The sequence below is a fragment of the Nonomuraea sp. PA05 genome (genome assembly GCF_008086045.1).
Classification (GTDB): Bacteria; Actinomycetota; Actinomycetes; order Streptosporangiales; family Streptosporangiaceae; genus Nonomuraea; species Nonomuraea monospora.
The window spans coordinates 26856-50555 of the sequence record NZ_VSEY01000020.1 but is presented as its reverse complement, the minus strand read 5'-3'; the positions used below and the strand labels follow the sequence as shown (position 1 = coordinate 50555).

Genomic DNA, 23700 nt, shown 5'->3' with positions numbered 1-23700 from the left:
GTGCCCGCAGGTGGGCCACAGGTGGGTACGCTGGAGCAGCCATGGAAAAGCCGGTGAGAAAACCCATTCTGATCATCTGCGGCGTGCTGGTGCTCGCCGTGGCCGCGTTCCTGCTGTTCGGCCGTGACGGCACGCCCGGCGACACCTCACCGGAGGCCGGTTTCGCCCGCGACATGGCCACCCACCACGCCCAGGCCGTCGACATGGCGTTCATCATCAGGGACAAGGGCCCCGCCAGGGAGATCAGGAGCCTGGCCTTCGACATCATCAACACCCAGTCGAACCAGCGCGGCATGTTCCAGGGCTGGCTGCAGCAGTGGAAGCTCAACCAGGCGACCGACCAGCGGCCGATGGCCTGGATGAGCGGTCACGGGCACGGCGCCACACCGGCGGCGACGCCGGGTGTGACGCCGGGTGTGATGCCCGGCATGGCCTCGGCCGACGAGCTGACCAAGCTCAAGCAGGCGCAGGGCACGCAGGCCGAGGTGCTGTTCCTGCAGCTCATGATCCGCCACCATGAGGGCGGCGTGCAGATGGCCGAGGGGCTGCTCAAGCTGTCCACGCGCAGCGAGGTGGTCAGCATGGCGCAGAAGATCGTCGGCGGGCAGAGCGGGGAGATCAAGCTCATGACGGAGCTGCTCAAGCAGCGCGGCGCGCAGCCCTACCCGTCGATGCTGAAGAGCCAGTAGGCGATGGGCGCCGACGCGGTCGTCGTGGGATCGGGGCCCAACGGCCTGATGGCGGCCGTCATGCTGGCCCGCGCCGGGCGCGAGGTGCTGCTGCTGGAGGCGGCCGAGCGGTTCGGCGGCGGGCTGCGCTCCGCCGAGCTGACGCTGCCCGGGCACGTGCACGACCTGGGCGCGACCGTGATGGCGATGGCGCTGGCCTCCCCCGCGTTCAGGGAGCTGGACCTCAAGGGGGTCGAGTTCGCCCATCCGCCGGTGGTCGCCGCCCACCCGCTCGACGGGCGGCCCGCCGTGCTCGTGCACCGCGACGTCCGGCGCACCGCCGAAGGGCTGGGGCGCGACGGGGCCGCGTACACGGCCACCGTGGGCGCGGCGGTGCGGGCCGGGCTGCCGCTGGTGGAGCTGCTGCTCAAGCCGCTGGGGCCGTGGCCGGCGCGGCCGATGACGTTCGCCAGGGCCGCCAGGTTCGGGCTGGGAGCGGCGCTGCCCGCCACCACGTTCGCCAGAGGCGCGTTCAGGACCGAGCGGGCGCGGGCGCTGATGGCGGGCATGGCCGCGCACTCCATGCTCGACCTGCGCGCCCCCATCTCGGCCGGTTACGGGCTGACCCTCGCCGTGCTGGCCCACCTGGTGGGCTGGCCGGTGGTGCGCGGCGGGTCGCAGGTGCTCGCCGACGCGCTGGTGGCCGAGCTCAGGTCGCTGGGCGGCGAGGCGGTCACCGGGCACCGGGTGCGGCGGCTGTCGGAGCTGGACGCGCCGATCGTCGTGCTCGACGTGACGCCCAGGCAACTGCTCGCGATGGCCGACCTGCCCGGCGGGTACCGGCGGCGGCTGGAGCGCTACCGGTACGGGCCCGGCGTGTTCAAGCTGGACTGGGCGCTGGACGGGCCGGTGCCGTGGCGCGACCCGGCGGTGGCCTCGGCGGGCACGGTGCACCTGGGCGGGACCCTGGAGGAGATCGCGCTCAGCGAGGCCGAGGCGAGTGCCGGGCGGGTCTCGCCCCGGCCGTACGTGCTGCTCGTCCAGCCGTACGCGGCCGATCCGACGCGCGGCGGGCACACCCTGTGGGCCTACTGCCACGTCCCGCACGGCTCGCGGGCCGACCTGACGGACACCGTCGAGGCCCAGATCGAGCGGTACGCGCCCGGCTTCCGCGACCGGGTGCTGGCCAGGCACGCGATGGGGCCCGCCGAGCTGGAGGCCGCCGACCCCAACCTGGTGGGCGGCGACATCGGGGGCGGGCTGGCCAGCCTGGCGCAGTTCGCCCGCCGTCCGGTCTGGTCGCCCGCCCCGTGGCGCACGCCGCTGCCGGGGGTGTTCCTCTGCTCGTCCTCGACGCCGCCGGGGCCCGGGGTGCACGGGATGGGCGGCTGGCAGGCCGCCCGCCTCGCCCTGCGCCACCGCTGAGCCCGCTCTCGGGGTCTCAGCGGCGGGTGTCGCTCATCTCCTCGGCGAGCGCGGCCGCGAAGGCGTCCACGTCCTCCTCCGTCGTGTCGAACGCGCACATCCACCGCACCTCCCCGTCCGTCCAGTCGTAGAACCTGAACCGCTTGCGCAGCCGCTCGGCCACGTCCGGGGGCAGCGCCGCGAACACGGCGTTGGCCTCGACCGCCCTGGCCACCCGCACCCCGGGCACCCGCCCGACCGCCTCGGCCAGCCGCCGCGCCATCTCGTTGGCCCGCCGGGCGTTGCGCAGCCACAGGTCGCCCGACAGCAGCGCCTCGAACTGCACCGAGACGAACCGCATCTTCGACGAGAGCTGCATGAACGTCTTGCGCAGGTAGTCGATGCCGGTGGCGGCGTCCGGGTTGAGCACGACGACGGCCTCGCCGTACATCAGGCCGATCTTCGTGCCGCCGAAGGAGATCACGTCCACGCCCGCGTCGGTGGTCAGCGCCCGCATCGGGACGTCGAGCGCGGCGGCGGCGTTGGTCAGGCGGGAGCCGTCGAGGTGCACGAGCAGGCCCAGGTCGTGGGCGTGCGAGCAGATCGCGGCGATCTCGGCGGCGGTGTAGACGGTGCCCAGCTCGGTGGTGTTGGAGATGGAGACCACCTTCGGCTGGGCGCGGTGCACGTCGCCGAAGCCCCAGGCCTGCCGGTCGATCAGCTCGGGGGTGAGCTTGCCGTCGGGCGTGGGGACGGTGAGCAGCTTGATGCCGCCCGCCACCTCGGGGGCGCCGCCCTCGTCGGTGTTGATGTGGGCGCTCTCGGCGCAGATGACCGCCTCCCACTGCGCGGTCATGGAGCGCAGGGAGACGACGTTGGCGGCGGTGCCGTTGAACACCGGCCACGCCTGCGCGCGCTCGCCGAAGTGCTGCTGGAAGACCTCCCGCATGGCCTCGGTGTAGACGTCGTCGCCGTAGGAGGTCTGGTGGCCGCCGTTGGCGGCGACGATGGCCTGGAGGATCTCGGGGTGCACCCCGGCGTAGTTGTCGCTGGCGAAGGCCTTGAGCCGGGGGTCGTGCCGGGGGTTCAAGAAGACAGGTCCAATCGTGTGCCGTTGATCTCTGCGGCGGGGCGTTCGTAGAGCCCGCCGATGGCCGCCGCCAGGTCGCCGACGTCGGTGAAGCCGGAGAACTTCGCGTCGGGGTTCGCCGCGCGCATGGAGTCGTTCACCAGTGCCTTGACGACGAGGACGGTGGCCGCGCTGGAGGTGCCCCTGAGCGCGTCGGCCAGGGAGAGCGTCCAGGCCTCCGCCGCCGCCTTGGCCGCCGCGTAGACTGCTCCTCCGGCGGACGGGGCCTGTGCCGCCTTGGCCGAGACGATCACGAAGCGGCCGTCGTCGCTGCGGCGCAGCAGCGGCTCGAAGGCCAGCGAGACGTGCTGGAGGGTGCGGATCAGCAGGTCGTGCAGGAGGTCCCAGTCGCGCAGGTCGGTCTCGGCGAACGAGCCGGCCCCGCGCCAGCCGCCGACCAGGTGCACCACGCCGTCCACGCGGCCGTGCTCGCGCTCGACGCGGTCGGCGAGGCCCTGTACGGCGGCGCGGTCGAGCAGGTCCACGTCCTGCTTGTCCACGCCGATCACAGTGTGACCCTGTTTCCGGAAATATCCGGACACGGCCTCACCTGCGGGCCCTCCGGCCCCGGTAACCAGAATGATCATGCTCGGAGTCCCTTAGTCGATTCGACTACGTCTGTCAGCTTACGGCGCAGTGCCTCGTAGAACATGCTGAGCGGGAACTCGTCGGGCAGCACCGCGTCCACCTTCGCCTTCTGCTCCTCGGGCAGCGCGTCCACCCCCTTCGCCCAGGTCGAGCCGGGATGCGCCGCCACGTACGCGCTCACCAGCTCGTACGCCGCCAGCCAGTGCGCCAGCTTGGACCGGTCGATGCTGTCGCGATACAGCTTCTCGACCTCCCCGCGCAGATCGGCCACCCCGTCGGCGACCCGGTCCCAGTCGATCGTGAGCCGGTTGTCGGTCCACCGCACGACGTCGTTGCGGTGCAGGTAGGCGAACAGGAGCTGCCCGCCGAGCCCGTCGTAGTTGCGCACCCGCTCCCCCGTGACGGGGAAGCGGAACAGCCGGTCGAACAGGATCGCCGTCTGCACGTACCGCGCGTACGGCACACCCCGCCGCTCCAGCTCCACAGCCTCCCCGAACGCGGTCAGGTCGCAGCGCAGCTCCTCCAGCGCGTACAGCCAGTACGGCATCCGCTGCTTGATCATGAACGGGTCGAACGGCAGGTCGCCGTGGCTGTGGGTGCGGTCGTGCACCAGGTCCCAGAGCACGAACGTGTCCTGCGCCAGCCGCTGCGAGGCCAGCAGCCGCTCGGCGTCGGGCGGCAGGTCCAGCCTGAGCGTCTCGACGGCGGCCGAGGAGACCCGCCTGAACCTGGCGGCCTCGCGGTCGGCGAAGATCCCGCCCCAGGTGAACCTGGCGGGCGCCTGCCGCACCGCCACCGTCTCGGGGAACAGCACCGCCGAGTGCGTGTCGTAGCCGGAGGTGAAGTCCACGAACGCGATCGGCACGAACATCGGGTTGTCGTAGCCGCCCGCCTCCAGCTCGGCCAGCCAGCCGGGCCAGATCGTGCGGATCCAGACGGCTTCCAGATTGCGGACCGGGTTGCCGTTCTGGGTGTACATGGGGAACACCACGACGTGCTCCAGCCTGTCGAGGCGCTGGGTGTCGGGGTGGAAGTGGTTCAGCGAGTCGAGGAAGTCGGGCACGCCCAGGTCCTGTGCCGACCACTTGGTCAGGTCGTTCCTGACGGCCTGGAGGTAGGCGGCGTCGTGCGGGAAGTGCTCGGAGATCTCGCTCACGTGCGCGGTGATCCGGCTCACCAGGGTCTTGGCCCGCGCCCTTGACTCCTCCGGCACCGAGCCGTCCTTGACCTGGAGCGGCCGCAGCTCCTCCACGGCCTCCTTGAGCCGCCCGAACAGGGCCGCCTTGACCTGCACGGACGCCTCGCCGCCCGCCTCGCCCAGCGCCCCGCCGCTCGCCTCATCGCGCGCCGCGCCGTGCGCCTCATCGCGCGCCGCGCCGTGCGCCTCATCGCGCGCCGCGCCAAGCGCCTTGCCATGCGCCTTCCCGACGACCTCGTGACCAGCCGCGCCAGCACCTTCGGCGCCGTCGGCGGGGAGCCTGGCAGCCCAGGTGACCACGTTCTGCCAGAGCACGCGGTGATCGTGATCGTCGATCGAGTCGTCACCGAACAGGTCGGAGTCGGCGAACACGACGACCCGTCCCTTGCCGTGCCGCAGCGCCACCGCCAGCGGCTCGCCCGCCGGGTCCGCCGTCGCGGAGGTGGCGAAGAGCACCTGCGCCCCGTCGGCCGCCAGCGTGCCCGCACGGTAGAAGCAGGCCGTCCGCACCCCGGCGAGCAGCCCGAGGTCGCTGGAACGTTCCCCCAGCACCCAGGTGGCCACGTCCCGGTGGGCGTGGCGGGGGTCGCGCACGGTGGTGTGCCGCACGTCCACGCCGAAGCGGGCGAGCAGGGCGCGCAGGTTGTTGCCGTACTTGTCCTGCTCCTCCTCGGCCAGCACGACGAGCCCGCCACCCCCGGCGACGAACGCCTCGACGGCGTCCAGTTCCTCGGCGGTGAAGACGGGGCTGCCCTGCCCGGTGGTGCGCTCCCAGCGGTCACCCGACGGGTGCGCGATCACCAGGACGTCCTGCCCGGCCAGCACGTCGGGGCCGAGCGGGCCAGACGGGTGAGCGGTGACCGTGTGTCCCAGGTGCCGCAGCAGCCCGGCCGCGCGGGCGTAGCTGTTGTCGTCGGGATGGGCGGGATTGATGGACTCGGCCAGCTCGCGCCGGATGGTCCACGACTCGCTGTGAGCCTCGTCGAACAACACCTGGGGGAACGATCGCATGAAATATCTCCTGCATCAGCCGCCTTGTGCAGGAAAATATACACACATATACGGAAATCCTCGCTAGTCCCTCCCGGCTAAACAGCCCCAGGCCGTACGACGCCGGTCTCGTACGCGAACACCACGGCCTGCGCCCGGTCACGCAGCGACAGCTTCATCAGCACCCGCGCCACGTGCGTCTTGACCGTGGCCTCCCCGACGAACAGGTCCCTGGCGATCTCCGCGTTGGTGAGCCCGCGCGCCAGCAGCCGCAGCACCTCCAGCTCACGCGGCGTCAGCTCGGCCAGAGCGGGCGACGGCCTGGGCTCGGCGCGGCCGGCGAACGTGGCGATCACCCGGCTCGTCACGGCCGGGTCGAGCAGCGCGTCGCCGGCGTGCACCACTCTGATCGCCTCCAGCAGCTGCTCGGGCGGCGACACCTTCAGCAGGAAGCCGCTGGTGCCGGCGCGCAGCGCGGCGTAGAGGTTCTCGTCGGTGTCGAACGTGGTCAGCGTGATCACCTTGGGCGGCGCGGGCGCGTCCAGCAGCTCCTTGGCCGCCGCCAGCCCGTCGAGCCGGGGCATCGAGATGTCCATGAGGACGATGTCCGGCCGGGTGCGCCTGGCCACGGCGACGGCCTCACGCCCGTCGGCCGCCTCTCCGACGACTTCCATGCCGGGATCGCTCTCGACGACCATGCGCAGCCCGGCCCTGACCATCGCCTGATCGTCCGCGATGACTATGCGAATGCCCACACGCGGAGGTTAGACGGCGGGGTGCCGCCTTGAACACCGCGAGAACTCCCCTGCCAAGCCGTACGCAAGTGAGTTCCAAGTCAGGACATCCGCACGCTCTGCCTGAACCTCGTCTGGGTGGCGTCGTCGCAGCTCGTCTTGCCGCAGAAGTACATGATCAGCATGGTCTTGGGCTCGCGGTCGACCACGTAGCTCACGAAGGCGAGCCTGGCGCCGCTGGCCGGGTCGTGCAGGGAGCCGTCGAAACGGGTGGCGGGGCTGCTGCCCGCTTGGTCCTGCACGGGTTTGTCGAGGTCGACCTGGCCGGGGAGCAGGGCCTCCATCTTGGGCTTCATCATCTCGGCGGTGCCGCTGGCGTCGAGGGTGTCGGAGACCTGGACGTACACGCCGGCGACGCCCTCGGGGTCGCTGTTGACGATCTCCTTCACCTCGGACCAGTCGGCGCCGGGACCGGCCACGAACAGCTCCTCGAACTCCGTGGCGTGCGAGGACGCCACGGCGAACAGGTCCTGGTGGGTGCGCACCGTCCAGTCGCCCGGGTAGTCGAACGTGAGCGGCGCGGCGGCGCTGGTCTTGTACGTCGTCCAGGTGTCACCGCGGTTGTTCATGACCACGAACGCCACCAGGGCGAGCGCGGCCACGGCGGCCACCAGCGTGGCGGCCACGATCGGCACCCGGCCCGGCCGCTTGCCCGCCGGGCGGGCCGGCTGCCGGGCCGGCTGACGGGCTGACTGACGGGCTGACTGGCTGGCCGGCTGGGTGGCCGGCTGGGTGGCCGGCCCGCCCGCCGGACCCTGCGTGAACGGCGCCGCGAACGGCGGCACTGACCCCGGCCCGGAGTTGTGCCCCTGCCCCGCCGCGCCAGGCACGGAATGCGGCCCCGATCCCGGCCCTGAGCCGGGCAGGGAGTGCGGCCCCGAGCCAGGCCCCTGCTGGGGCGCCGCGTGGGCCCCCCGGCGCTGCACGGGATAGGGCCCGGAGTGCGGGCTCTGCCCGGGAGGCGGCACGAGGTGCGACCCGGACCCCAGGTTCGGCCGAGAGCCGAAGCCGCCGAACGGGTCGCCGAAGGGATCCTGCTGCTGCCCGCTGATCGCGTCCCGCAGCGCGGTCACGAACTCGGTGCAGGTCGCGTACCGCTGCTCGGGCGACTTGGCCAGCGCGCGCATGATCACGCCGTCCACCTGCGCGGGCAGCTCGGGCCGGAGCTGTGACAGCGGCGTCGGCTGCTCGGCCAGGTGCGCCCAGAGCAGCGCGATGTCGTTCTCGCGCTGGAACGGCAGCCGCGCCGACAGCGCCTCGTAGACCACGCAGGCCAGCGCGTACTGGTCGCAGCGGCCGTCGATGTGCTCCTTGTTGATCTGCTCGGGCGACATGTACCGGGGCGTGCCGATGAACTGGTCGGTCTGCGTCAGCCCGGAGATCGACGAGCGATGCTTGGTGATGCCGAAGTCGGTCAGGTAGACGTGGTCACCGGCCAGCAGGATGTTGGCCGGCTTGACGTCGCGGTGGATCAGGTCGTGCGCGTGGGCGGCGTCGAGCGCGGCGGCCGTCTGCGCGAAGATCTGGTTCGCCTGCCCGATCGGCAGCGGGCCTCGGTCGTAGATGAGGCGGCGCAGGTCGAGGCCGTCCACGTACCGCATGGCGATGTACAGGACGCCGTCCACGTCCGCGTTCGCCTCGTAGATCGGGATGATGTTGGGGTGCTCGATGCTGGCGACCGTCCTGGACTCCAGGATGAACCGTTGCCTGAACCTGTCGTCGACGCTGAGCACCGGGTTGAGGATCTTCAGCGCCACCCGGCGGCTCAACCTCGGGTCGAGTGCCAGGTAGACGACGGCCATGCCGCCCTTGCCGACGATGTCCTCGATGTAGTACCCGGCCACCTCCTGGCCGATGAGCGATCTTTCGTTCAATGGCATCACGTCTCGATGGGGTGGCCGCAGTAGCCGCAGAATCGATGCGCCGGTCCGAGTCTCATGCCGCACGAGGTGCAGTACTTGATCGCCGGGTCCGGCGCGGTCATCACCTGCTGTTGCTGCGGGACCACTTGGAACGACTGGGACCGCCGCACGACCACGGTCTGGTTCGCACCGTCGTCGAGCGGAGGACTGGCCGCCAGCGGCTGTGGCAGTTCTGTCTGTCTTTCAGGAGTGCGGCGGCGCCACAGCAGATACGCCCCGCCCCCCGCCGCGATGAAAAGAATTCCGGCCGCCGCGATGTACGGCCACAGCGGCGTGGACCCCTCGGGCTCGCTCGCCGCCCTCTTGGTGCCCTGGTCCTCCGGGCCGCCCCGCTTGGCCAGCGAGGTCTTCAGCAGGGCCGCGGCCACCACGTTGCCGGGGTAGAGCTCCAGCACGCGCTGGAAGCCGGGCGCGGCCTCGGTGTAGTACTTCGTGTGATACCGGGTCAGGGCCGCCTCGAAGGCGGTGTCGATGGCGCCTCTGCGCGGCACCACCTTGGCGGCGGCCAGGATGGCGGTGACCTCCTTGACGCCGATCATCCTGCCTTCCTTGCCGCCGCCGACCAGCAGGCCGATGACGTGACCGTCCTTGTCGCCGATGATCGGCGCGCCGACCAGGCCCTTGTCGGCGAGGCCGCCCAGCTTGACCGGCTCGTCGACCTTCTTCTCCGGGTCGGCGAACGGCCTGCCCGCGCCACCCGCCACGCCGCCCTTTCCCAGGTGGGCGATCTCGACGGTGTGCGCCACGTTCGGGCCCGGCCTGCCGAGGAAGCCGGCCACGTTGGTGGGTGAGCCCTCCTGGTCGGGCACCTTGTCGGCGAGCGGCGCGGTCGGCAGGCCGACGCCGCCGGCGGCGGGGGTCAGCGGCACCAGCACGGCCGGGTCGTCGGGGTTGGGGCCGGCCTTGATGCACTTGACCTTGTAGCCGTCGGGGCTGGCCGGTGAGACGTTGGGGTAGGCCGTGATGTCGGTGGTGACGCTGACGATGCAGGTGGCGGTGTCGCTCTCGGGGTTGTAGCACTGCTGCAGGTGCTCGTCGAGCAGGTCGTCGGAGAGCTTGTGCTTGTCGTAGTCGGCCGGGATCTTCACCTTGTGGTGCTCGGCGAAGATCTTGTTCGCGGCGTAGATGGCGACGTCGTTCGCGTTCACCGCCAGGCGCCTGAGCGCCACGATGGTGCCGTCGGGGTTGACGACCGTGCCCGTGCCCGCGGCGAACGGCAGGCTGTAGGAACGGTCCACGTGTTTCAGCTCGCCGATATGGTCGAGCAGGGTGATCTTCACGTGGGACACGGCTTCCAGACGCACCACGGCCGGGCTCACCAGGTCGGTGATCCCGCTCGGGTGCTCGTGGGCCGCGACCGGTGTCGCGATGAGCACCAGTGCCACCGCGGCGCCACCGGCAAGAGCTGTGAGGCGCGCCATCTCCGCTCCAAACACTGGAATAGGACCAGGTTCCCAATCACATGGCGTAAGTCAATAGACCACAACATAGACAAGCGCTTGCTCGGGGACATAACGTACCTGGATGGCTTACGCGATCGGCGTCGATGTCGGCGGCACCTTCACCGACGTGGTCCTGAGAGGCACGTCCGGCGCGATATCCGTGGCCAAATGTTTGAGCACCCACTACGACCCCATCGCGGGCATCGTCTCCGGCGTTACGCGCGTGCTCGACGGACGCGACCCGGCGCAGGTCACACGGGTGGTCCACGCGACCACTCTGGCCACCAACGCGGTGCTCGAACGCAAGGGGGTGCGTGTCGCCTATGTCACGACACAGGGTTTCCGGGCGGCCATACCACTCGGCCGGTACGCACGCGTCGAGGAAGACCGCTACGACCTGCGTTTCACCCCGCCCCCTCCCCCGGTCGCGCCCGGCGACTGCTTCGAGGTGGTCGAACGCGTCTCGGCCCGCGGCGCCGTACTGACACCCCTCGACACCGCCTCGGTGCACCGGGTCGCCGACGCGATCGCCGCCCGTGGCATCGAGTCGGCGGCGGTGTGCCTCCTGCACTCCTACGCCAACCCCGACCACGAACGGCGGGTGGCGCAGATCCTGCGTGCCACGATCCCCGCCGTCGTCATCTCGTCCGAGGTGTGGCCCGAGATCCGCGAGTACGAACGGGCCACCACCACCATCATGTCCGCCTACATCGGCCCGCTGATGGCCTCCTACCTCTCCCGCCTGCGCGAACGGCTCGCGGAGCTCGGCATCCGCGCGCCCGTCCACGTCATGGAGTCCAGCGGCGGCGTGATCTCCGCCGAGCTGGCCGCCAGGCGGGCCGTCGCCACGATCGAGTCGGGCCCGGCCGCCGGGGTGCTGGCGGCGGCCGGGGCCGGGTTCGCGGAGGCGATCTCGTTCGACATGGGCGGGACCACCGCCAAGACGTGCGTGGTGCGCGGCGGGCGGCCGGAGATCACGCACGAGTTCCACGTGGGCGGCAAGGGCAGCTTCGGCGGGCGGCGGGCGGGCACCGGCGTGCCCATCAAGACCCCGGCCATCGACCTGGCGGAAGTGGGGGCGGGCGGCGGCAGCGTGGCCTGGCTCGACCCGGCGGGCGCGCTGCGCGTCGGCCCGCGCTCGGCCGGCTCCTCCCCCGGCCCCGCCTGCTACGGCCTCGGCGGCTCCGAGCCGACCGTCACGGACGCCAACCTCGTGCTCGGCTACCTGTCCTCGGCCTCCATCCCGCTGTCGCCGCCGCTCGCGGACAAGGCGCTGGACCGGCTGGCCTCGCCGCTGGGGGTGACGCGCGAGGAGGCCGCGTACGCCGTGCACGAGATCGTCAGCGCCTCCATGGCGTCGGCCGTGCACGTGGTCACGGTGCAGCGCGGCATCGACCCGCGCGGCTTCGCGCTGGTGGCCTTCGGCGGCGCGGGACCGATGCATGCGGCCAGGGTGGCCGAGCGGTTCGGCATCGGGACGGTGGCGGTGCCGGCGCACTGCGGGGTGGCGTCGGCGGCCGGGCTGCTGTCGGGCGCCCTGTCCACCGACCGGGTCCTGTCCCGCCTCGACGCCCCCGACCCCGAGGCGATCTTCACCTCCCTGGCCGGGGACGCCGCCGCCGACCTGGGCCTCTCGCTGTCCGCGCCCGGCGTGCGGGTGCTGCGCTCGGTGGACGTCCGCTTCAAGGGCCAGTCGCACGACCTCACGGTGGAGTGGTCCGGCGACCGGGACGTGCTGGAGTCGCGGTTCTCCCGCCGGTACGCGGAGGTGTACGGGATCACCCAGCGGGGCGAGGTCGAGCTGGTCAGCTACCGCGTCCGCGTCACCACCCCGCCTGGCGACGCGGGCGGTCCGGCGGGAAGCCGTACGGCGGAGCCCGGCGCGACGCGAACGGCGGGCACCCGCAAGGCGTACTTCCCGGAGTGCGGCGGCTACACAGACGTCCCCGTCCACACCAGGGACACCCTCGCCGGAGCGGGCGGCCAGGCCGACGGCCCCGCCATCGTCGAGGACCCCGGCTCCACGATCGTCATCCCGCCGGGCTGGACCGCCCGCCTCACCCCCGGCCAGGCCGTCCACCTCACCCGGAGCACCCCATGACCACGGACCCGCTGACCGCCGAGGTGCTCAGGAACGCCCTCGTGGTGGCCGCCGAGGAGGCCGGCATCGTGGTGGTCCGCTCCGCGTACTCGACCTTCATCGTCGAGGGCTCGGACGCCTCCGCGGCCGTCCTCGACGCACGGGGCCGCCTGATCGCCCACTCCATGGCCACCACGCTGATGAACAGCATGGCGCTCAAGCTCGCCCTCCCCGAGCTGCTCAACGACCTCCCGCCGCACACGATGCGCCCCGGCGACGTGTACGCGCTCAACGACGCCTACCGGGGCGGCGTGCACACCAACGACCTGCTCGTCTACCGGCCCGTCTTCGTCCACGGCGCCCCCGCCTACTTCACCGCCACCATGATCCACGTCTCTGACCTGGGCGGCCTCTCGGCGGGCGGCATGGCCCCGCTGGCCACGGACATCTTCCTGGAGGGGCTCCAGCTCCCCCCGGTCCGCCTGGCCACCGCCGCCGGCCTGGAGCCCTCGGTCGAGGCGATCCTGAAGGCCAACAGCCGCACCCCGGACAAGGTCATGGGCGACGTGCGGGCCCTCGTCGCCGGCACGGCGGTGGCCGCCACCCGGCTGGAGTCCCTGATCGCGGAGTACGGCGCGGACGGCCTCGCCGCGGGCATCGACGACTACCTGACCTACACCGAGGACAGGACCAGGGCGGCGCTGGCGGAGCTGCCGGAAGGCCGGTACGAGGCGTCGTACCCGATCGACGACGACGGCATCGACCTCGACCGGCGCCACCACGTCCGCGTCGCCGTCACCCTCGGCCCGCGCACGGCGGCGCTCGACTTCGCCGGCACCGACCCGCAGGTGCCCGCCGCCATCAACGCGTCCGCGTCTCAGTCGCTGGCCGCCGCCGTGTTCGCGATCCGCTGCTTCCTCGACCCGACGATCCCCATGAACGACGGCTGCCTGCGCGCCATCGACGTGCACCTGCCCGAGGGCTCCCTGCTCAATGCCCGCTCCCCGCACCCCTGCGGCGGCCGTTACGTGCCCATCTACGCCGCCATGGAGGCCGTCTTCCAGGCGCTTTCGGACGCGGTGCCCGAGCGTGCCGTCGCGGCCAGCGGGATCCTGCAGCCGTTCTCGATCGCGGCGGTGGGGGCGCCGTACTGGATCCACCTGTCGTACGACTTCGGCGGCGTCGGCGCGCGCCGCGCCCTCGACGGCCCGGACGCGACGGGCGTGCACTTCGGCGTCGGCAGGAACTCGGTGCCGCAGGCGGAGCCGGTGGAGAGCCGCTGCCCGCTCATCGTGGAGTCGATCGAGACGATCCCCGACTCGGGCGGCCCCGGACGGCACCGGGGCGGGCTGGGGTCACGCACGGTGTACCGGTTCCTCGCCGACTGCCACGTCACGACGCGCGGCGACCGGCTGCGGCTCGCGCCTCCCGGGCGGGAGGGTGGGCTGCCGGGGCGGGTCGGCGGGTTCTACCGGCGGCGGGTGGACGGGACGGTGGAGCGGCTGGCGTCCAAGGTGAACAATGTGCGGTTCTCGGCCGGGGAGGCGTTCATCGTGGAGACCACGGGCGGGGGTGGGCTGGGGCCCGCGTCGGAGCGGGAGCGGGGGGCGGTGGTGGCCGACCTGGACGCCGGGCGGGTCTCGGCGCGGGGGGCGGCTGAGGACTACGGGGTCAGCCTCGAAGACGCATGAGGTCGGCCGGGTCGAAGGTCACCGGGAAGGGGGACGCCGAGGAGAGCGCGGCTCCGGCTTTGTGCGCGACAGGCCCCGCGTAGGAGTTGCCGTCGAGCTCGTAGACGTAGACCGTCGGCCCTTCCATCGGCTCGACCCGCCAGTACACGGGGATGCCGGCCTCCGCGTACGCCGCGACCTTGGTGGCCCTGTCATGAGTCTTGCTGCTCGGGCTGACCACCTCCACGGCGAGCAGGAGGTCACTCGGCGCATACATGAGGTCCACTCCCTCGGACACCGCCTCCGGCACGACGACGAGGTCGGGGATGAAGAGATTCTCGTTGCTCGACCTCACGTTGACCGTCGTCAGGCACTCCAGCCCGGGCGGTGCGGCGGTCTGCAGCACGAGCAGCAGCCTCGTGATGACGCGCTGATGCCGGGGGGTCGGGGCAGGGCTCACCAGCAGGCTCCCGTTGAAGAGCTCGTAGCGGTTCCCGTCGTCGGGAAACGTGAGTAGGTCGTCAACGGTGAACGGCGCGCTGGGAAAGCCAGTGCGCCCCGTCGATTCGATCGCCAATGCGGTCACCTGCTCATTATCGGGAGTCTCGCCCTCGCCCACATGCTACTTCCCCCTTTTCCCTCACTTTAAGTGACGAGGCCGCCACCCTTCGGCCCCTCTCCGCACCGCCGCGTGCACGGCCCGAGCCACCCGAGCCCCCCACTCCGACCGGGGCCCCCCGAACACCTCCTCCTCCCCCGCCACAGGCACCACCACGCACACGGCGTCGGAAGCCGTCCCGGTCCCCGCGAAGCCCGTCTCCACGAGCGCCTGCGTCTTCGCCTCCGTGACGGTCATCACCGTGTTCACGAGCGCCGCGTCCGTCATCGCCACAGGCAGCACCACCACGATGTTGATGGTCCCCACCCGGATGGGCGCCAGCTCGGGGTCCGTGTGCCCCTCCGGCGCGGCCGCCCAGGTGGGCACCCGCAGCCCCACGGTCGCGTACGCCTCCACACCCGCGTCGGCCGCCCGCACGTACCGATCCACGGAGGCCGCGGTCATCATCCCGACCCCGGCCCCCTCGCAGGGCCCCAGCGACGCCAGGTGATCGACCGGGTCCATCCGCGCGTACCCGGCCACGACCTGCGCGTTCAGCACCCATTCGCGCACCCCGATGCCGCCGCCCAGCATGGCGGAGGAGATCATCCGCCAGCCCGGCCCGAACTCCCAGAGCAGGGACCCGAGCCGGGCCCCCTCCTCGACGCGATAGCTGAGCTTCACGACCCTCCTCGCACGAGGTGCACGACGGGCCGCCCGTCGGGCCCTGGCTCGATCTTGACATGGGCGTCGAAGTGGCGTCCGACGAGTTCCTCGGTGAGCACCTGGGCGGGCTCGCCGGAGGCGACGGCCCGGCCGCGGGTCAGCAGCAGGAGGGAGTCGGCGTAGAGGCCGGCGACGGTCAGGTCGTGCAGGGTGGTGACGACGGTCAGGCCGTCGGTGCGGCGCAGCCGGTCCACCAGCTCCAGGACCTGCTGCTGGTGGCCGAGGTCGAGCGCGGTGGTGGGCTCGTCGAGCAGCAGGGCGGGGGCCTCCTGGGCGAGCGCCCTGGCGAGGACGACGCGTTGCCGCTCGCCGCCGGACAGCTCTCCGACGCGGCGGCCGGCCAGCGCCGTCAGGTCCAGCCGTTCGAGTACGGATCGGGTGACCTCGCGGTCGTGGCGGCTCTCGCGTCCGAGGTAGGGGATGTAGGGGGTGCGGCCGAGCAGCGCGTAGTCGAAGACCGACATGTCGGGTGGGAGGGCGGGGGTCTGCGGCGCGTAGGCCAGCAGTCTGGCGCGCTCGCGCGGCTTGAGGCCGCCGGACGGCCGCGAGTCGAGCAGCACGCCGCCCCGGTGCGCGACCAGCCCCATGAGGGCCTTGAGCAGGGTGGACTTGCCGGCTCCGTTGGGCCCGATGACGCCCACCCACTCGCCGCGCCGCACCTCCAGGTCGACGCCGTCGAGGACGTCGCGCTCCCCGAGCCGCACGGACAGGCCGCTGGCGCTGATCATGTGCTGGTCCGCCGGGTCATGCGGAGCACGGCCACGAAGAACGGCGCGCCGACGAACATGGTCACGACCCCGATCGGCAGCTCGGCGGGCGCGAGCACGGTGCGGGCCACGAGGTCGGCCAGCACGAGGAACGCGGCCCCGCCGATCATCGAGAGCGGCAGCACGATCCGGTACGAGCCGCCCGCGATCCGCCGTACGACGTGCGGGACCACGATCCCGACGAACCCGATCAGCCCGCTCACCGCCACGGCCGCGGCGGTGGCCAGGGACGCGGCCAGCAGCACGACGAGGCGCACCCTGGCGGCCCGCAGCCCGAGGCTGCTGGCCTCCTCGTCGCCGACGGACAGCACGTCCAGCATGCGCCCGTGCAGCAGGAGCAGCACGGCGGAGACGGCGGCGTAGGGCAGGACGAGCCAGAGCTGGTCCCATCCGCCGCCGACGTCGCCGAGGATCCACGAGTAGATGCGCTGCAACTCCTCGACCTTGAACTGCTGGACGAACGTCTGGATCGCGGTGAGGAACGACGTGACCGCCACCCCGGCGAGCACCAGCGTGGCGGTGCCGCCGGCCCGTCCGGCGGTGTTGCCCAGCGTGTACGCCAGGAACACGCCTCCGACGGCGCCCAGGAAGGCGGCCACGGGGATGCTGCCGGCGACGGCGGGCAGCAGCACGATGGCCGCGGTCGCCGCCAGCCCCGCCCCGGCGGCGGCGCCGAGCAGGTAAGGGTCGGCGAGCGGGTTGCGGAACACGCCCTGGTAGCCGGCGCCGGCCATGGCCAGCAGCCCGCCGACGACGGCGGCGACCAGCACGCGGGGCAGCCGCAGCTCGAACAGCAGCCCCTGCTCGACGGGCGCCAGCCCGGAGTCCACGTGGGTGAACGGCAGCCAGTCCACGACCTGCAGCACGACCTGCCACGGCGAGATGTCGGCGGCCCCGTCGAGCAGGGCGGCGATCATGGAGACGGCCAGCACGCCCAGCGCGCCCACCACCCACAGGGGTCTGGCCCTGGACGGGCCGGCCTGCGTCACCATGTCAGCTGGTGCCCGCCTTGGACACACCGGCGCCGATAGCCTCGGCGAGGTCGACGACGCGCGGCCCCCACCGGGAGGCGATGTCGTCGTCGAGCTGGATCACCTGGTCGTTCTTGACGGCGGACAGGCTCTTCCAGCCGGGCCGCTCGGCGAGGGTGTCCTTGCTCTGCTGGCAGCACTTGACGTCGGCCAGGAAGATCAGGTCGGGGTCGGCCTGGGCGACGAACTCGGCGGACAGCTTGGGGTAGCCGCCGGCGGCGTCGGGCGCCTTGTCCGCGATGTTGGTCAGGCCGAACAGGCCGTAGATCTGGCCGATGAAGGTCTGGGACGTGGCGGCGTAGGGCGTGGTGTCGAGCTCGTGGTAGTAGGTGAGCTCGCCGCTCTTGGGCGCCTGCGCGGCCAGCTTGCCGATGGTGTCCTTCATGCCGGAGACGACCTCGTCCGCCTTGGCCTGGTTGCCGGTGGCGGCGCCCAGCTCGGTGATCTCCTCGTACGCCTCGTCGAGCTTGGTGGCGGCGGGCTGGAGCAGGACGGGCACGTTCACCTTGCCCAGCTCGGCGACGACCTGGTCGAGGTCGTCGGAGACGATGACGAGGTCGGGCTTCTGGGCGACGATGGCCTCGACGTTCGGCTTGAAGCCGGACAGGTCGGTCTTGGGCGCCTCGGGCGGGAAGTTCGACTGGTTGTCGACCGCGATGACCTGGGGTCCCGCTCCGATGGCGAAGAGCGTCTCGGTGTGGGTGGCCGACAGCGAGACGATCCGCTCCGGCTTCTTGGAGATGGTGACCTTGCCGTTGGCCGCCTCGACGGTCACGGGGAAGCCGGCGGAGGAGGAGGCGGGGGGCGTGGTGGGGGCGGTCGCGGTGGTGGTGTCGCCGCTCTGGCCGCATCCGGCCAGAAGAAGCGTTCCCAGCAGCGCGCCCGCGAAGGCCGTGCGTACGGGCCTCACGAGAAGTCCTTTCACACTGTTCGGAACCGAGAGACCCGCGTTGAGCGACGGATCACCCTTTTCCACGAGGGTTGATGACGTCAGCGCGGAGGCAGGCGACCTGGCTATGACAGTTGCGGGACAGCGCCGGACTCACACCGGACTTCGCTGCGCTCTGCGCATCGGACAAACGTTATCAATGCCCCAGATGCCGCCCGCGTCAAGGGGCGAGTTGGGCCTGCGCCTCGGCGATGATCCGCTGCAGCCGCAGCCCGTGGGCGGCGTCGAGGGGGTGCCCGCCGCCCGCGCGCACGGTGGCGGCGAACTCCTCGGCGATCGTCTCCAGCGGGTCCTCCTCGAAGTGCGGCAGGACGGCGGCGCCCGCGCGGCCGTACACGGCGATCGTCTGCGGAGGCTGGTCGCCGCCGGCGGTCATGCACAGGGACACCTCGCTGACGGCGCCGCCCTCGTGGTCGAGCAGCAGGCCGATCCAGCCGAGCGGCCGGCCGTGCGCGCGCACGCCGGTGACGCGGCCCAGGGCGGCGTCCAGGACGTCGATCAGGTGCGGGCCGACGTCGAGCAGGGGGCCGTGCGCGCGCCGCCACGGGGTGGCGAAGGGGTGGTCGCCGAGGAGGATGCCGGAGATGTTCGCGGCGTGGCCGCCGAACGGGCCGATCTCGGCGCAGCGGGCCAGGAACGCGCGGGTCTGCGGGGCGTACCTGAGGGTCAGCACCATCTGGGACGCCACGCCCGCCTCCGCGACGGCCGCGGCCACCCGCTCGGCGTTCCGCACGGTGTCGGCGAGCGGCTTCTCCAGCAGCAGCGCCTTGCCCGCGCGGGCGGCGCGGACGGCGTACTCGGCCTGCACGGCGGGCGGCACGCAGAACGCCACCGCCTCGCAGTGCTCGAACAGTTCCTCGACCGTCGCGAACACCGGCGCCCCCAGCTCGGCCGCCGCCTCCGGCCTGCGCGCCCACACGCCGGCCAGCCGCGTGTGCGGCCCCTTGGCCAGCATCGGCACGTGCGCCATCCGCGCCCACGGCCCCGCCCCGATCAGCCCTACCGCCACCGGCCCCGCAAGATCGTCCATAGCCGCAAACCTACGGCCGCGAGCGCCACCGCTCAACCGCGTGCTGCGGCCGGTGGGCGAGCGTCCCCGAGTCGATCACCAGGGTCTGGCCCGTCAGGCAGCGGGACTCCTCGCAGCTCAGGAAGGCCACCAGGTTGGCGACGTCCTCGACCGAGCACGCCCACGGCAGCAGCCGCTCGGCCTCCTTGTCGGCGAGCTGCGCGGGCGTCATGGCGCGCCGCGCGTTCGGGGTCAGGACGAGGGCGGGCGCGACCGCGTTGCAGCGGATGCCGCGCGAGCCGTACATCGTCGCCACGTACCGGGTGAAACCGATCAGGGCCGCCTTCGACGCCCCGTAGGCGGCGTGCACCGAGTCGCCCACCAGGGCGGACACCGACGAGGTGAGGACGACGGCGCCCCCATCGGGCATGACGGGCATGCAGTGCTTGACCATGAGCATGGCGCCGCGCAGGTTGACCTCCATGGTCCGGTCCCAGACGGCCACGTCGAGCGTCTCCAGCTCGCGGTCCCGCCCGTACACGCCGGGCTCGAACACGGCCGCGTTGGAGTGCAGGACGTCCACCCTGCCGAAGGAGGCCACCAGCGTCGCGACCGCCTCCTGCACCTGCTTCTCGTCGGAGACGTCGCAGGTCAGCGCCATCCCGGTGCCGCCGTGGGCGCGGATGGCGGCGGCGGTGGCCCGCGCGCCGGCCGCGCGCACGTCGAGGGCTCCGACGAAGGCGCCCTCGGCGCCGAAGCGGGCCGCGCAGGCCTCGCCGATGCCGGACCCGGCGCCGGTCACCAGCACCACCTTGCCGTCGAAGCGCCCGCTCACCATTCCACCAGCAGGGACGTCAGGCCACGGCCCACGATGGACCTGCGGTAGGCGATGTCCTGGCCTGGCGCGAGCCGCAGCCCCGGCAGCCGCCCGCCGAGCACCTCCAGCGCCGTACGCAGTTGCAGCCGCCCCAGCGCGGCCCCCACGCAGAAGTGGATGCCGTACCCGAACACCAGGTGCTCGGCGGCGTTCGGCCGGTCGATGACGAACCGGCCGGGGTCGGGGAAGACCGTCCCGTCGTGGGCCGCCGAGTCGGTGGACAGCAGCACGAGCGCGCCGCGCGGGATCGTCACGCCGTGCAGGGAGACGTCCTCGGCCGCGTACCGGAAGGAGCCCAGGGACGCGCCGTCGATGCGCATGCACTCCTCGGACGCGTTCGCGACCAGCTCGGGCGGCACCGGCCAGGCGCCCTCGCGCAGCAGGCGCAGGACGGTGTTACCGAGCTGGTTGGGCACGGTGTCGTTGCCGCCGAGCAGGATCGTGGAGATCAGCTCCACCACCTCGCGGTGCGACAGCTCGACGCCGATCAGCGCGGTCATCAGGGACGTGAAATCGTCCTGCGGGTCCTTGGCCCGCGCGGCGACCAGCCGGTCCACGTAGTCGAGGTAGGTCAGGAAACCGTCGGCCAGCTCCAGTTGCCGCCGCGGCGGCTGCGGCGAGAGGAAGAGCTGGAACCAGTCCTTGACGCGGGCCTGCACGAACGCCTCGTCCGCCGCCGGCACGCCGATGAAGCGGGCGGTGAGCTTGACGGACGGCTCGTGGCCGATCTCGCTGACGAAGTCGGCCCGCCCGCGTGGCGCCACCCGGTCGAGCAGGTCCTCGTTCAACTGCCTGAAGCGCTGCTCCATGGCCGCCACCGCGCGCGGCGTGAACGCCCTCGACACCGACCGGCGCAGCCGCGTGTGGTCGGGCGGATCCACGTTCGCCACGAAGCTGGACAGGAACGAGCCGTGCTCGCCCAGCTTCTCGCGGGTCTCCTGGGTTAGGCTGCGCGAGATCGTCAGCGAGCCCCGGGAGGAGAAGCGCCGGGGGTCGCCGTACGCGGCCCGCACGTCGGCGTACCTGGTCAGCACGTACGCGCCCAGGTGCTCGCTGCGGAACACCGGCGCCCGCTCGCGCAGCCCGGCCAGGAACGGGTACGGGTCGGCGACGTGCCAGTCGGCGCCGACGTCGAAGTCCTCGATCATGGTGCGAAGATCCTCCCCGGGTTGACGACGAGCATCTGGTGGATCTGGTCGTCCGTGACGCCCCGCCCGCGCAGCGCGGGCAGCACGTCGCGGGAGATGTGCAGCAGGTGGTAGCGGGGATGCCGCTCCCGTACGACGGCGGCGTCGAAGCGGTCGTTGAAGCAGTACGAGTCGTGACTCAGCACCATCCGGCCGGCGTGCCCGCGCGCGCACATCTCCGCCACGATCGCCACCCGGTCCTCGAAGGGGCTGATCGTCTCGATGCCGAACCGGTCCATGCCCAGGTACGACCCGTTGGCGACCAGTTCCTCCAGGTAGGCCACGTCCGTCGAGTCGCCGGCGTGCCCGATGACGACCCGCCCGAGGTCCACGCCCAGCGAGGCGAGCAGCTTCTGCTGGCCGAGCCCGCCCCTGGAGGCGCTGTGGGAGTGCGTGGTGATCGGCGCCCCGGTCTCCAGGTGCGCCTCGGCGACGGCCCTGAACACCCGCTCGCAGCCCTTGGTCAGGCCGAGGTGGTCGGAGGCGCACTTCAGGATGGCGGCCTTGACGCCGGTGCGGCCGATGCCCTCGGTGAGGTCCCTGACGAAGAACTCGGCCAGCCGGTCCGGCCCGCCGAACAACGAGCCGGGGCCGCGGTTGCCGAAGTACGGCGGCAGCGCGTCGTAGGTGTAGAGGCCGGTGGCGGCCACGATGTTGACGGAGGTCAGCTCGGCCACCCGCTGGACGGCGGGCACGTACCTGCCCAGGCCCACCACGGTGAGGTCGACGATGGTGTCGACGCCGGCGGCCTTGAGCGCGTCGAGCTTGCCCGCCGCCTCGCGCGCCCGCTCCTCCAGGTCCCAGCCTTCCGGGATGTCGGGCCAGTTCCACAGGATCTCCGGGCTCAGCCCGAAGACGTGCTCGTGCATGAGCGTCGCCCCGAGGTCGGCGACCGGGCCTCTCACGGTCTCAGGCACGGAAACCTCTCGTGCTCGAACGGCTGGTTCACGCGCAGCCCGAGCCCGTCGGTCTGCTGGTACGGCAGGCCGGTGTAGAGGGCGTCGGCGTCGAAGTAGGTGGCGGTGAAGGACAGGCGGGGGGTGTCGCGGCGGTTGGCGGGGGCGCCGTGCACGGTCAGGGCGTGGTGCACGGTCGCGTCCCCGGCCTTGAGGTCGAGCGGCGGCGACAGCTCCAGCTCCTTGAGCCAGGGGTGCTGGGTGAGCTGGTCGTCGCCGGGGCGGGTGAAGCTGCGGCCGAGCAGGCCGTGGCGGTGGGAGCCGTCGTAGAAGCGCAGCGAGCCCATGTCGGCCGGCACGTCGGACAGGGCCAGCCAGACGGTGAGCATGGCCGAGCGGTCCATCGGCATCCACGGGAAGTCCTGGTGGAACTCGGTGGCGCCGTGCTCGCCCGGCTCCTTGACGAGCAGGTTGGTGACCTGGACGCGTACCGCGCGGACGCCGCGCAGCAGCCGGGCGGCGGTGCGGCCCATCGCGGGGCTCATGGTCAGCGCCCCGAACGCCTCGTCACCGGCCGCGATGTCCCTGGACTGCCCGAACGCCTGGTCGACGAGCGTCTGGTGCTGCTTGGAGCGTGCCTCCAGGTAGCCCGTGGCCCGCTCGCGCAGGTCGGCGGCGACGGCGGGCGGGACCAGGCGGCCGAGCCGCACCCAGCCGTGCTCGGCGAAGAAGGCCGCCTCGTCGTCGGTGGCCTGACGCACCGGGATCTCCATGACCCCAGTCTGGCACCTAAAGCAAGCGCTTGGTAAGCCCCCGGCTCGTACGCCACAATGATCGGAGCAGGCACTTGGCGGGAGGCGGCGTGCGGCGGATCAGGTTCGGAGCGGTGGTCAGGGAGGCCGGGTCGGGCAAGGCGTGGGCGGAGAAGGCCAGGAGGCTGGAAGGGGCCGGGTTCGACGTGCTGCTCGTCCCCGACCACCTCGTCGGCCCCAGGTTCGCGCCCATCGCCGCGCTCACGGCGGCGGCCTGCGCCACCACCAGGCTGCGGGTGGGCACGCTGGTGTTCGCCAACGACTTCCGGCACCCGGCCGTCCTGGCCAAGGAGACGGCCACGCTCGATCTACTGTCGGAGGGGCGGCTGGAGGTCGGCATCGGGACCGGCTGGATGGCGGGCGACTACACGGGCGCGGGCCTCGCGCTGGAGCCGCCCGGCGTCCGGGTCGAGCGGCTGCGGGAGGCCCTGGCCGTGCTCAAGGGGCTCTGGGGCGAGGGGCCGTTCCGCTTCGAGGGGCGGCACTACCGGATCTCGGGGCTCGACCAGCAGCCGAAGCCCCTCCAGCGGCCCGGGCCGCCGCTGGTGATCGGCGCGGGCGGCGCCCGGATGTTGCGGCTGGCGGCCGAGGAGGCCGACGTGGTGAACATCGGGATGCGGGTCAAGCCCGACGGCAGCGGGCCCGACCTGCGCGACGGCGGGCTGCCGGCACTCCTCGGCAAGCTCGCCGCCGTGCGCGAGGCCGCCGGCGAGCGGTACGCGCGGCTCGAACTGGGCACCAGCGTGATCCAGGCGGGCGAGCGGAAAGCGGAGGAGACGTGGAGCGCCGCCGACAGCGCCGCGCTGGACGAGACGCCGCAGGTGCTGCTGGGCACCCGGCACGACATCGCCGACAAGATCCGCCACTGGCGCGACGAGCACGACGTCTCGTACTTCGTGCTCCACCACGAGCGGGACCTGGACACCTTCGAACCCGTCGTGGAAGACCTGGCCACCGGCTGAG

Annotated in this window: 21 protein-coding genes; 5 read left to right on the top strand and 16 right to left on the bottom strand. The window is 72.2% G+C overall.

The genetic code is table 11. The features are described 5' to 3' along the window. Nucleotides 1-53 precede the first annotated feature (53 nt). A complete protein-coding gene (locus FXF51_RS29435; protein ID WP_262379914.1) occupies nucleotides 54-689 on the top strand; it encodes a DUF305 domain-containing protein in 636 nt (211 codons plus the stop codon). 3 nt (nucleotides 690-692) lie between these two features. Further along, on the top strand, nucleotides 693-2093 hold the full coding sequence (locus FXF51_RS29430) for a phytoene desaturase family protein (protein ID WP_148437942.1): 1401 nt from the start codon (nucleotides 693-695) through the stop codon (nucleotides 2091-2093). A 16-nt stretch (nucleotides 2094-2109) separates the two neighbouring features. Here FXF51_RS29430 and FXF51_RS29425 read toward each other — a convergent pair whose 3' ends face one another. From FXF51_RS29425 to FXF51_RS29400, 6 genes are all read right to left on the bottom strand, one after another. Further along, on the bottom strand, nucleotides 2110-3162 hold the full coding sequence (locus FXF51_RS29425) for a threonine aldolase family protein (protein WP_148437941.1): 1053 nt from the start codon (nucleotides 3160-3162) through the stop codon (nucleotides 2110-2112). Further along, on the bottom strand, nucleotides 3159-3788 hold the full coding sequence (locus FXF51_RS29420; RefSeq protein WP_148437940.1) for an SDR family NAD(P)-dependent oxidoreductase: 630 nt from the start codon (nucleotides 3786-3788) through the stop codon (nucleotides 3159-3161). The genes FXF51_RS29425 and FXF51_RS29420 overlap by 4 nt, the downstream gene beginning before the upstream one ends. After that, on the bottom strand, nucleotides 3785-5998 hold the full coding sequence (locus tag FXF51_RS62820) for a DUF6421 family protein (RefSeq protein ID WP_148437939.1): 2214 nt from the start codon (nucleotides 5996-5998) through the stop codon (nucleotides 3785-3787). Before FXF51_RS62820 ends, FXF51_RS29420 begins: the two co-directional genes overlap by 4 nt. Before the next feature lie 77 nt (nucleotides 5999-6075). Next, nucleotides 6076-6732: a response regulator gene (locus FXF51_RS29410; RefSeq protein WP_148437938.1), complete on the bottom strand. Its 657-nt coding sequence runs from the start codon at nucleotides 6730-6732 to the stop codon at nucleotides 6076-6078. Nucleotides 6733-6812: 80 nt separating this feature from the next. Continuing rightward, nucleotides 6813-8651, bottom strand: coding sequence for a serine/threonine protein kinase (locus FXF51_RS29405; RefSeq protein WP_148437937.1), 1839 nt, complete (start codon nucleotides 8649-8651; stop codon nucleotides 6813-6815). Beyond that, the gene (locus FXF51_RS29400; RefSeq protein WP_187414636.1) at nucleotides 8651-10114 is read right to left on the bottom strand and encodes a zinc ribbon domain-containing protein; all 1464 of its coding nucleotides are present in this window, start codon (nucleotides 10112-10114) and stop codon (nucleotides 8651-8653) included. The genes FXF51_RS29405 and FXF51_RS29400 overlap by 1 nt, the downstream gene beginning before the upstream one ends. Nucleotides 10115-10217: 103 nt before the next feature. On the opposite strand from FXF51_RS29400, the gene FXF51_RS29395 reads away from it, so the two are divergent. Then, nucleotides 10218-12236, top strand: a complete 2019-nt coding sequence (locus FXF51_RS29395) for a hydantoinase/oxoprolinase family protein (RefSeq protein WP_148437936.1) — start codon at nucleotides 10218-10220, stop codon at nucleotides 12234-12236. Beyond that, nucleotides 12233-13906, top strand: coding sequence for a hydantoinase B/oxoprolinase family protein (locus FXF51_RS29390; RefSeq protein WP_148437935.1), 1674 nt, complete (start codon nucleotides 12233-12235; stop codon nucleotides 13904-13906). Before FXF51_RS29395 ends, FXF51_RS29390 begins: the two co-directional genes overlap by 4 nt. Here FXF51_RS29390 and FXF51_RS29385 read toward each other — a convergent pair. From FXF51_RS29385 to FXF51_RS29340, 10 genes are all read right to left on the bottom strand, one after another. Further along, a complete protein-coding gene (locus FXF51_RS29385) occupies nucleotides 13887-14471 on the bottom strand; it encodes a Uma2 family endonuclease (protein ID WP_187414635.1) in 585 nt (194 codons plus the stop codon). The two genes, FXF51_RS29390 and FXF51_RS29385, sit on opposite strands and share 20 nt — an antisense overlap. Nucleotides 14472-14525: 54 nt before the next feature. Beyond that, nucleotides 14526-15167 (bottom strand): adenosylcobinamide amidohydrolase, encoded by a 642-nt coding sequence (locus FXF51_RS29380; protein ID WP_148437933.1) that lies wholly within the window; start codon nucleotides 15165-15167, stop codon nucleotides 14526-14528. Further along, nucleotides 15164-15937, bottom strand: coding sequence for an ABC transporter ATP-binding protein (locus FXF51_RS29375; protein WP_148437932.1), 774 nt, complete (start codon nucleotides 15935-15937; stop codon nucleotides 15164-15166). Before FXF51_RS29375 ends, FXF51_RS29380 begins: the two co-directional genes overlap by 4 nt. Beyond that, nucleotides 15934-16968: a FecCD family ABC transporter permease gene (locus tag FXF51_RS29370; protein WP_148437931.1), complete on the bottom strand. Its 1035-nt coding sequence runs from the start codon at nucleotides 16966-16968 to the stop codon at nucleotides 15934-15936. The genes FXF51_RS29375 and FXF51_RS29370 overlap by 4 nt, the downstream gene beginning before the upstream one ends. Before the next feature lies 1 nt (nucleotide 16969). Continuing rightward, nucleotides 16970-17917 carry an ABC transporter substrate-binding protein gene (locus tag FXF51_RS29365; RefSeq protein WP_148437930.1) on the bottom strand — a complete coding sequence of 316 codons (948 nt, stop codon included), beginning with the start codon at nucleotides 17915-17917 and terminating at the stop codon, nucleotides 16970-16972. A 199-nt stretch (nucleotides 17918-18116) separates the two neighbouring features. Further along, nucleotides 18117-18986, bottom strand: coding sequence for a Gfo/Idh/MocA family protein (locus tag FXF51_RS29360; protein WP_148437929.1), 870 nt, complete (start codon nucleotides 18984-18986; stop codon nucleotides 18117-18119). Nucleotides 18987-18996: 10 nt separating this feature from the next. After that, a complete protein-coding gene (locus FXF51_RS29355; RefSeq protein WP_148437928.1) occupies nucleotides 18997-19803 on the bottom strand; it encodes an SDR family NAD(P)-dependent oxidoreductase in 807 nt (268 codons plus the stop codon). Continuing rightward, nucleotides 19797-20990 carry a cytochrome P450 gene (locus FXF51_RS29350; RefSeq protein WP_148437927.1) on the bottom strand — a complete coding sequence of 398 codons (1194 nt, stop codon included), beginning with the start codon at nucleotides 20988-20990 and terminating at the stop codon, nucleotides 19797-19799. Before FXF51_RS29350 ends, FXF51_RS29355 begins: the two co-directional genes overlap by 7 nt. Beyond that, nucleotides 20987-21946: a phosphotriesterase gene (locus tag FXF51_RS29345; RefSeq protein ID WP_148437926.1), complete on the bottom strand. Its 960-nt coding sequence runs from the start codon at nucleotides 21944-21946 to the stop codon at nucleotides 20987-20989. The genes FXF51_RS29350 and FXF51_RS29345 overlap by 4 nt, the downstream gene beginning before the upstream one ends. Continuing rightward, complete coding sequence (locus tag FXF51_RS29340) at nucleotides 21931-22698, bottom strand: phytanoyl-CoA dioxygenase family protein (protein WP_148437925.1); 768 nt, start codon at nucleotides 22696-22698, stop codon at nucleotides 21931-21933. The genes FXF51_RS29345 and FXF51_RS29340 overlap by 16 nt, the downstream gene beginning before the upstream one ends. Before the next feature lie 89 nt (nucleotides 22699-22787). Between FXF51_RS29340 and FXF51_RS29335 the strand changes: the two genes are divergently transcribed. Further along, nucleotides 22788-23699 (top strand): TIGR03621 family F420-dependent LLM class oxidoreductase, encoded by a 912-nt coding sequence (locus tag FXF51_RS29335; protein WP_148437924.1) that lies wholly within the window; start codon nucleotides 22788-22790, stop codon nucleotides 23697-23699. The last annotated feature ends 1 nt before the right edge of the window (nucleotide 23700 follow it).